Here is a 6,267-nt window from a genome sequence, read left to right as displayed (position 1 = left end):
GCGAGCAGCGCTTTGGCGAATGGGACCAGGGCGTCGAGGCGGGTGCGGTGATCGCGCTGGACGACAACTGGACGCTACAACCCGAGGTCGGCTATCAGCCTTCGCCCTATTTCCTGCCCGAATGGCATGCCGATCTACGCCTGCAACGACAACTGCGGGCGGGCTTCCTCGGTGCTGTCAGCGTGCGCCGCACCGAATACGAAACCACCCGCGTCGAGCGGCTGGCCCTCAGCGCCGAACGCTACTGGGACTCATGGCGGGCGGGCTACACATTGAACATCACCGACGTCGCCAATGCCGGAACGCCGGTCGGCCATGATCTGGCGCTGGACTACTACTATGCAGGTCTCAACTATGCCGGCCTGCGCCTGACCATCGGTGAAGAAGAAGCGGTCGAGGAACAGCAGCTGATCACCAGCGACGTACGTGCGCTCAGCCTGCAGGGCCGCCATTGGCTGGACAGCCGCTGGGCACTGACCTGGGAAGTCGGCCAGCATCGCCAGGGCGACTATTACACGCGGCGCTGGCTGCAGCTCGGCCTGCGACATGCTTTTTGAGTCCTGCCCGGTCTGGCTGTGCGAGGTGCCGCGCAAAGCCTGGCTGGCCATCTGGCCCGAAGACGGCATGCTGCAGCTGGCACTTAATTGTGCGCTGAGCCTGGGCGCGCTGACGCTGTTGGTAATGTTCCAGGTCATGTTGCTCGGTGAGGTCGCTCGCCGGCGCTCAGCACGGCGGCGAACCTTCAACGACCAGTGGCGACCCTTCTTTGCCCTGTGCAGCCTGGGTGACGAGCTGCCAGAACCGGCTCCTGCACTGCCACGCGGACAGCAACTGTGGTTTCTCCTGCAATGGAACCGCACCCAACTGCAACTGCGTGGCGCAGCACGTGAGCGGATGAACCAAGCGCTGATCGCGCAGGGCATGGACCAACAGGCCCTGGCGCTGCTGCGCGGTCGGGTCCGCGGCAAACTGATCGGCCTGACCTGCCTGCGTCATCTGGCCGACCCCGCCCATTGGCAAGCCGTACAGCCATTGCTGATCAACCGTAACGTGACCGTTTCACTGGCCGCCGCACAGACGTTGATTGCGATGGACGCGGCCCGCGCCATGCAGCTGATCTTGCCGACCGCCGTGACCCGCCCCGACTGGGCCTTGCCGCGCCTGGCGAGTCTCTGTCAGCAGGCCGGTGAGCAGGCGGTGACCTTGCCATTGCTGGTCACCCTCACCGGCTCCGAAGATCCGCGCCGCGAGCGACTGGTGCCTTTGCTCGTGCATGGCGATCCCCGTCACGCCGCGCCCTGGGCACGCGCACGGCTCGAAGAGGAAGCGGCTCCCGAGCAGTTGCAGGTTGCGCTGCGTTGCCTCTGCGAGCTGGGCGACCCGCGTGACCGCGGCCGTCTGCTGCATGCCCTGCAACACAGCCACACCGATGTGCGGCTGGCTGCCCTGCAAGCCCTGCATAAACAAGCCAGCGGTGACGACAGCGAGCTGTTCATGCCGCTACTCGGCGACCCTAGCTGGTGGGTCCGCCAGGCCGCCGCAGACAGTCTGGCGACCCTACCGGGCGCCACCGCGGAACGGCTGCAGACGCTGCTCCGGCAAGTGCATGATCGCTACGGGCAAGACGCCCTGCGTCGCGCCATGGCGGAGGTCAGGCGATGACGGTCGATTGGCTGTGGTGGCTGCAACTGGGCTTCATCGTTTATTTCCTGCTGCTCAACGGCATGTATCTGCTGCTCAACGTGCTGTCGATGGTCAGCCTGATGGACTATATCCGCCAGCGTGCCGAAACCGGCGAGATCGCACCCTATCTAGGCGTAGAACCGCCAGTCTCGGTGCTGATGCCCGCGTTCAATGAAGAAGCGACCATCCGTACCTCGGTGCGCTCGATGCTGCAACTGCAGTACCCCGAATTCGAAGTGGTGGTGATCAACGACGGCTCGAAAGACAGCACCCTCGCAGTGCTGATCGAGGAGTTCGAACTGGTCCCGCATCCCGAGCCGCTGCGTCAGGCCGTCGCCCATCAGCCGGTGCAGGCGATCTACCGCTCACGGCGCTACGCCAATCTGCGCGTCATCGACAAAGCCAATGGCGGCAAGGCCGATGCGCTGAATGCCGGCATCAACGCCGCCCGGCACGGCTTGTTCTGCGGGGTGGATGCCGATTCGATTCTGCAGCGCGACAGCTTGTTGCGCGTCGTCCAGCCCTTTCTCGAAGACGAACGCACCGTTGCGGCCGGCGGTACAGTGCGTATCGCCAACGGCTCAGAAGTGCGTGGCGGTTTTCTCATCCGCGCCGGGCTGCCGCGTAATTGGCTGGCACGCTTTCAGATCGTCGAATATTTGCGCGCCTTCCTCTTTGGCCGCCTGGGCTGGTCGCCGATGAATGCCGTGCTGATCATCTCCGGCGCCTTCGGGCTGTTCGACCGCGAGCGAGTGATGGCTGTCGGCGGCTACCGCACCGACACGGTTGGCGAGGATATGGAGCTGGTGGTGCGGCTGCACCGCTATCACCGGGAAAAGCGCATCCCCTACCGCATCCGCTACTTGCCCGACCCGATCTGCTGGACCGAATGCCCGGAAGACCTCGGCACCCTCGGCCGTCAGCGCAGCCGCTGGCAGCGCGGGCTGGCAGAGAGCCTGGGCCGTCACGCCCGCCTCGCCTTCAGCCTGCGCGGTGGCACACCGGGTTGGCTGGCCTGGCCGTTCATGGCGTTATTCGAATGGATCGGACCATTAATCGAGCTGGTGGGGTACGGCTTCATGATCGGCGGGTTCGCGCTCGGCGTCGTGTCCTACACCGCGCTGACCGTGTTCCTGCTGGTGGCGATCGGCATGGGCATCCTGCTCTCGGTCAACGGCCTGCTGCTGGAAACCATGTCATTTCGCGTCTACGACCGGCGCCGCGACATGCTGCGGCTGTTTCTCATGGCCGTGCTGGAGAATTTCGGTTACCGCCAGCTGAACACCCTCTGGCGCTGCCGTGGACTCTGGCAATGGTTTTCAAGGCGCAAGCATCAATGGGGCGCCATGCGTCGTAGCGGGCAGTGGGGGCAAAGCTAGCTGAACGCTGAAAACCGAAGGATGGATCACGCGTTGTCGATCCACCCCTTGCTGCGAACAAGGTGGATGTAAAAAGCGCCATCCACCTTAGGGATGTCCTTACAGCTTGATCCAAGTGGCCTTCAGTTCGGTGTACTTGTCGAAGGCATGCAGCGACTTGTCCCGGCCGTTACCGGACTGCTTGAAGCCACCAAATGGCGCTGTCATATCGCCGCCGTCGTACTGGTTGATCCAGACGCTACCCGCCCGCAGCGCCTTGGCCGTCAGGTGCGCCTTGGACAGGTCTGCCGTCCAGACCGCAGCAGCGAGACCGTACGGCGTGTCGTTGGCGATGCTCACCGCCTCGGCAGCAGTATCGAAGGTGATCACCGACAACACCGGGCCGAAGATCTCCTCACGGGCGATCTTCATCGCGTTGCTGACGCCGTCGAAGATCGTCGGCTCGACATAGAGCCCGCCCGTGTCCTGCATCGTCCGCTGGCCGCCGATCAGCACCTTGGCACCGTCGTTGCGACCGGCCTCGATGTAGCCAAGTACGGTATCGAGCTGCTGAGTATCGACCAGTGCGCCGACGTTGGTGGCCGGGTCCAGCGGATTGCCGGGTTTCCAGCCTTTAAGCGCCTCGACCACCATCGGCAGGAAGCGCTCCTTGACCGAGCTTTCGACCAACAGCCGCGAGCCAGCGGTGCAAACCTCGCCCTGGTTGAAGGCGATGGCGCTCGCAGCCGATTTCGCCGCAGCCGCCAGATCCGGGGCGTCAGCGAAGACGATGTTCGGACTCTTGCCGCCGGCCTCCAGCCAGACGCGCTTCATGTTCGACTCGCCGGCGTAGATCATCAGTTGCTTGGCGACCCGGGTTGAGCCAGTAAACACCAGAGTATCCACATCCATATGCAGCGCCAGCGCCTTACCCACGGTGTGGCCGTAGCCTGGGAGCACGTTCAAAACGCCCGCCGGAATGCCCGCCTCAATCGCCAGCTGCGCGACACGAATGGCGGTGAGCGGAGATTTTTCGGATGGCTTGAGGATGACCGAATTGCCCGTTGCCAGCGCCGGTCCGAGCTTCCAGCAAGCCATCATCAGCGGGAAATTCCACGGCACAATAGCCGCCACGACCCCCACGGGTTCGCGCGTGACCAGGCCCAGTTGATCATGGGGCGTGGCCGCCACTTCGTCGTAAATCTTATCGATCGCCTCACCAGACCAGCGCAGTGCATTGGCCGAGCCCGGCATGTCTACGTTCAACGAATCGCCGATCGGCTTGCCCATGTCCAGGGTTTCAAGCAACGCGAGTTCTTCGGCATTGGCCTGAATCAGGTTGGCGAAGCGAATCATCGTGGCCTTGCGCTTGGCCGGGGCCATGCGCGACCAGACGCCGGATTCGAACGCCATGCGCGCACTGATCACGGCGCGATCGGCATCGGCCTCGTCACAGCTCGCCACCTGAGCCAGCACCCGCCCGTCGACCGGGCTGATGCAGTCGAAGCTGGCGCCGGCGCTGGGCGCAGTGTATTCGCCCTGGATGAAGGCCCGGCCTTCGATGCGCAGGTCGCGGGCACGCTGTTGCCAATCGGCAAGTGTCAGGGTGGTCATGGGGCGTCCTCGATATCTGTCCAATAATCAGAAAGGCACCCTAAACCAGCGGCACCGGGCCTATCAATATTTTTTACGCGACAGCCTTTTCCAGCCTTGTTTTGTTCGTTTTATTAAACATAGACTCGCCGAAACCGCTGGGCGCTCGGGTGATGTCGCGCTACAGCATAGCCGTCGAACCCGTCGTCCTGCCGGAGCACGTCATGGCCCATGATCCCGCCACATCTGCCGAACATTTCTGGATGCCCTTCACTGCCAACCGTCAGTTCAAGGGCAGCCCGCGCCTGCTGGAGCGCGCCGAGGGCATGTACTACACAGACACCGATGGCCGTCAGGTGATCGACGGCACCGCCGGGCTCTGGTGCTGCAACGCCGGCCACGGCCGCCGCGAGATTACCGAGGCGGTGAGCCGGCAGATCGCCCAGCTGGACTTCGCACCGACTTTCCAGATGGGCCACCCGCTGCCCTTCGAACTGGCCGAGCGGCTCGCGCAGATCAGCCCGGCCGGACTGAACCGGGTGTTCTTCACCAACTCAGGATCGGAATCGGCAGACACCGCACTGAAGATCGCCCTGGCCTATCAACGCGCGATCGGCCAAGGCAGTCGCACCCGTCTGATCGGCCGCGAACTGGCCTATCACGGCGTCGGCTTTGGCGGCATCTCGGTCGGCGGCATGACCAACAATCGCAGGGCCTTTGGCGCGCTGTTGCCGGGCGTCGATCATCTGCCGCATACGCTCGATCTGCAGCGCAACGCGTTCAGCCGTGGGCTGCCCGAGCATGGGGTGGAAAGGGCCGACGAGCTGGAACGACTGGTCACCTTGCATGGTGCAGAAAATATCGCCGCCGTGATCGTCGAGCCAATGTCCGGCTCCGCTGGGGTGATCCTGCCGCCGCAGGGTTATCTGCAGCGCTTGCGCGAGATCACCCGCAAGCACGGCATCCTGCTGATATTCGATGAAGTGATCACCGGCTTCGGTCGGGTCGGCGAGGCTTTCGCCGCACAGCGCTGGGGCGTGACGCCGGACATTCTCACCTGCGCCAAGGGCCTGACCAACGGCGCGATACCCATGGGCGCGGTGCTGGTTGACGAGAAGATTCACGAGGCCTTCATGCAGGGCCCGGAAAGCACCATCGAGTTCTTTCACGGCTACACCTATTCCGGCCACCCGGTCGCCTGTGCCGCCGCCCTGGCAACCCAGGAAATCTACCAGCGAGAGAACCTGTTCCAGAAAGCCGTCGAGCTCGAAAGCTACTGGCAGGACGCCCTGTTCAGCCTGCAGGGGCTGCCGAACGTGACGGATATCCGTACGGCTGGGCTGGTTGCTGGCATCCAGTTCGCACCCCATGCGGACGGCGTCGGCAAACGTGGCTACGAAGTGTTCCGTCAGTGCTTCGAGGATGGCCTGCTGGCGCGCGCCAGCGGCGACACCATTGCCTTGTCACCGGCGCTGATCGTCGAGCGTGAGCATATCGACGCGATGATCGAGCGCCTCGCTGATGCTATCCGCAAGGTTGCGTTATAGCGCGTCGGGTATCGCGGCACTGAAGCGTTCATGCTGTGCTTTGTGGAACACCTGGGACACAGCCATTCTTGGTATGCGTAGCAAAG

General features: G+C 63.7%; 5 protein-coding genes. 4 read left to right on the top strand and 1 reads right to left on the bottom strand.

Annotated features, from left to right (window positions below):
• The 3 genes from PSTU_RS0109425 to PSTU_RS0109415 all read left to right on the top strand — a co-directional run.
• On the top strand, window positions 1–557 hold a 557-nt coding region (locus PSTU_RS0109425), incomplete at its 5' end, for a YaiO family outer membrane beta-barrel protein (protein ID WP_019340787.1).
• A complete protein-coding gene (locus tag PSTU_RS0109420; RefSeq protein WP_019340786.1) occupies window positions 547–1,662 on the top strand; it encodes a HEAT repeat domain-containing protein in 1,116 nt (371 codons plus the stop codon). The genes PSTU_RS0109425 and PSTU_RS0109420, both read left to right, overlap by 11 nt.
• Window positions 1,659–3,062 carry a glycosyltransferase family 2 protein gene (locus PSTU_RS0109415; RefSeq protein WP_019340785.1) on the top strand — a complete coding sequence of 468 codons (1,404 nt, stop codon included), beginning with the start codon at window positions 1,659–1,661 and terminating at the stop codon, window positions 3,060–3,062. The genes PSTU_RS0109420 and PSTU_RS0109415 overlap by 4 nt, the downstream gene beginning before the upstream one ends.
• A gap of 99 nt (window positions 3,063–3,161) precedes the next feature.
• Here PSTU_RS0109415 and PSTU_RS0109410 read toward each other — a convergent pair whose 3' ends face one another.
• The gene (locus PSTU_RS0109410) at window positions 3,162–4,655 is read right to left on the bottom strand and encodes an aldehyde dehydrogenase (protein ID WP_019340784.1); all 1,494 of its coding nucleotides are present in this window, start codon (window positions 4,653–4,655) and stop codon (window positions 3,162–3,164) included.
• A 203-nt stretch (window positions 4,656–4,858) separates the two neighbouring features.
• Here PSTU_RS0109410 and PSTU_RS0109405 point away from each other — a divergent pair, with 203 nt between their 5' ends.
• Window positions 4,859–6,181 (top strand): aspartate aminotransferase family protein, encoded by a 1,323-nt coding sequence (locus PSTU_RS0109405; RefSeq protein ID WP_019340783.1) that lies wholly within the window; start codon window positions 4,859–4,861, stop codon window positions 6,179–6,181.
• Window positions 6,182–6,267: the final 86 nt, after the last annotated feature.

Origin of the sequence: Stutzerimonas stutzeri SDM-LAC, from assembly GCF_000235745.1 — a bacterium.
Classification (GTDB): Bacteria; Pseudomonadota; Gammaproteobacteria; order Pseudomonadales; family Pseudomonadaceae; genus Stutzerimonas; species Stutzerimonas stutzeri_H.
Note: the sequence above shows the minus strand (reverse complement) of the source record. Positions and strands in the feature narration are given on the sequence as shown.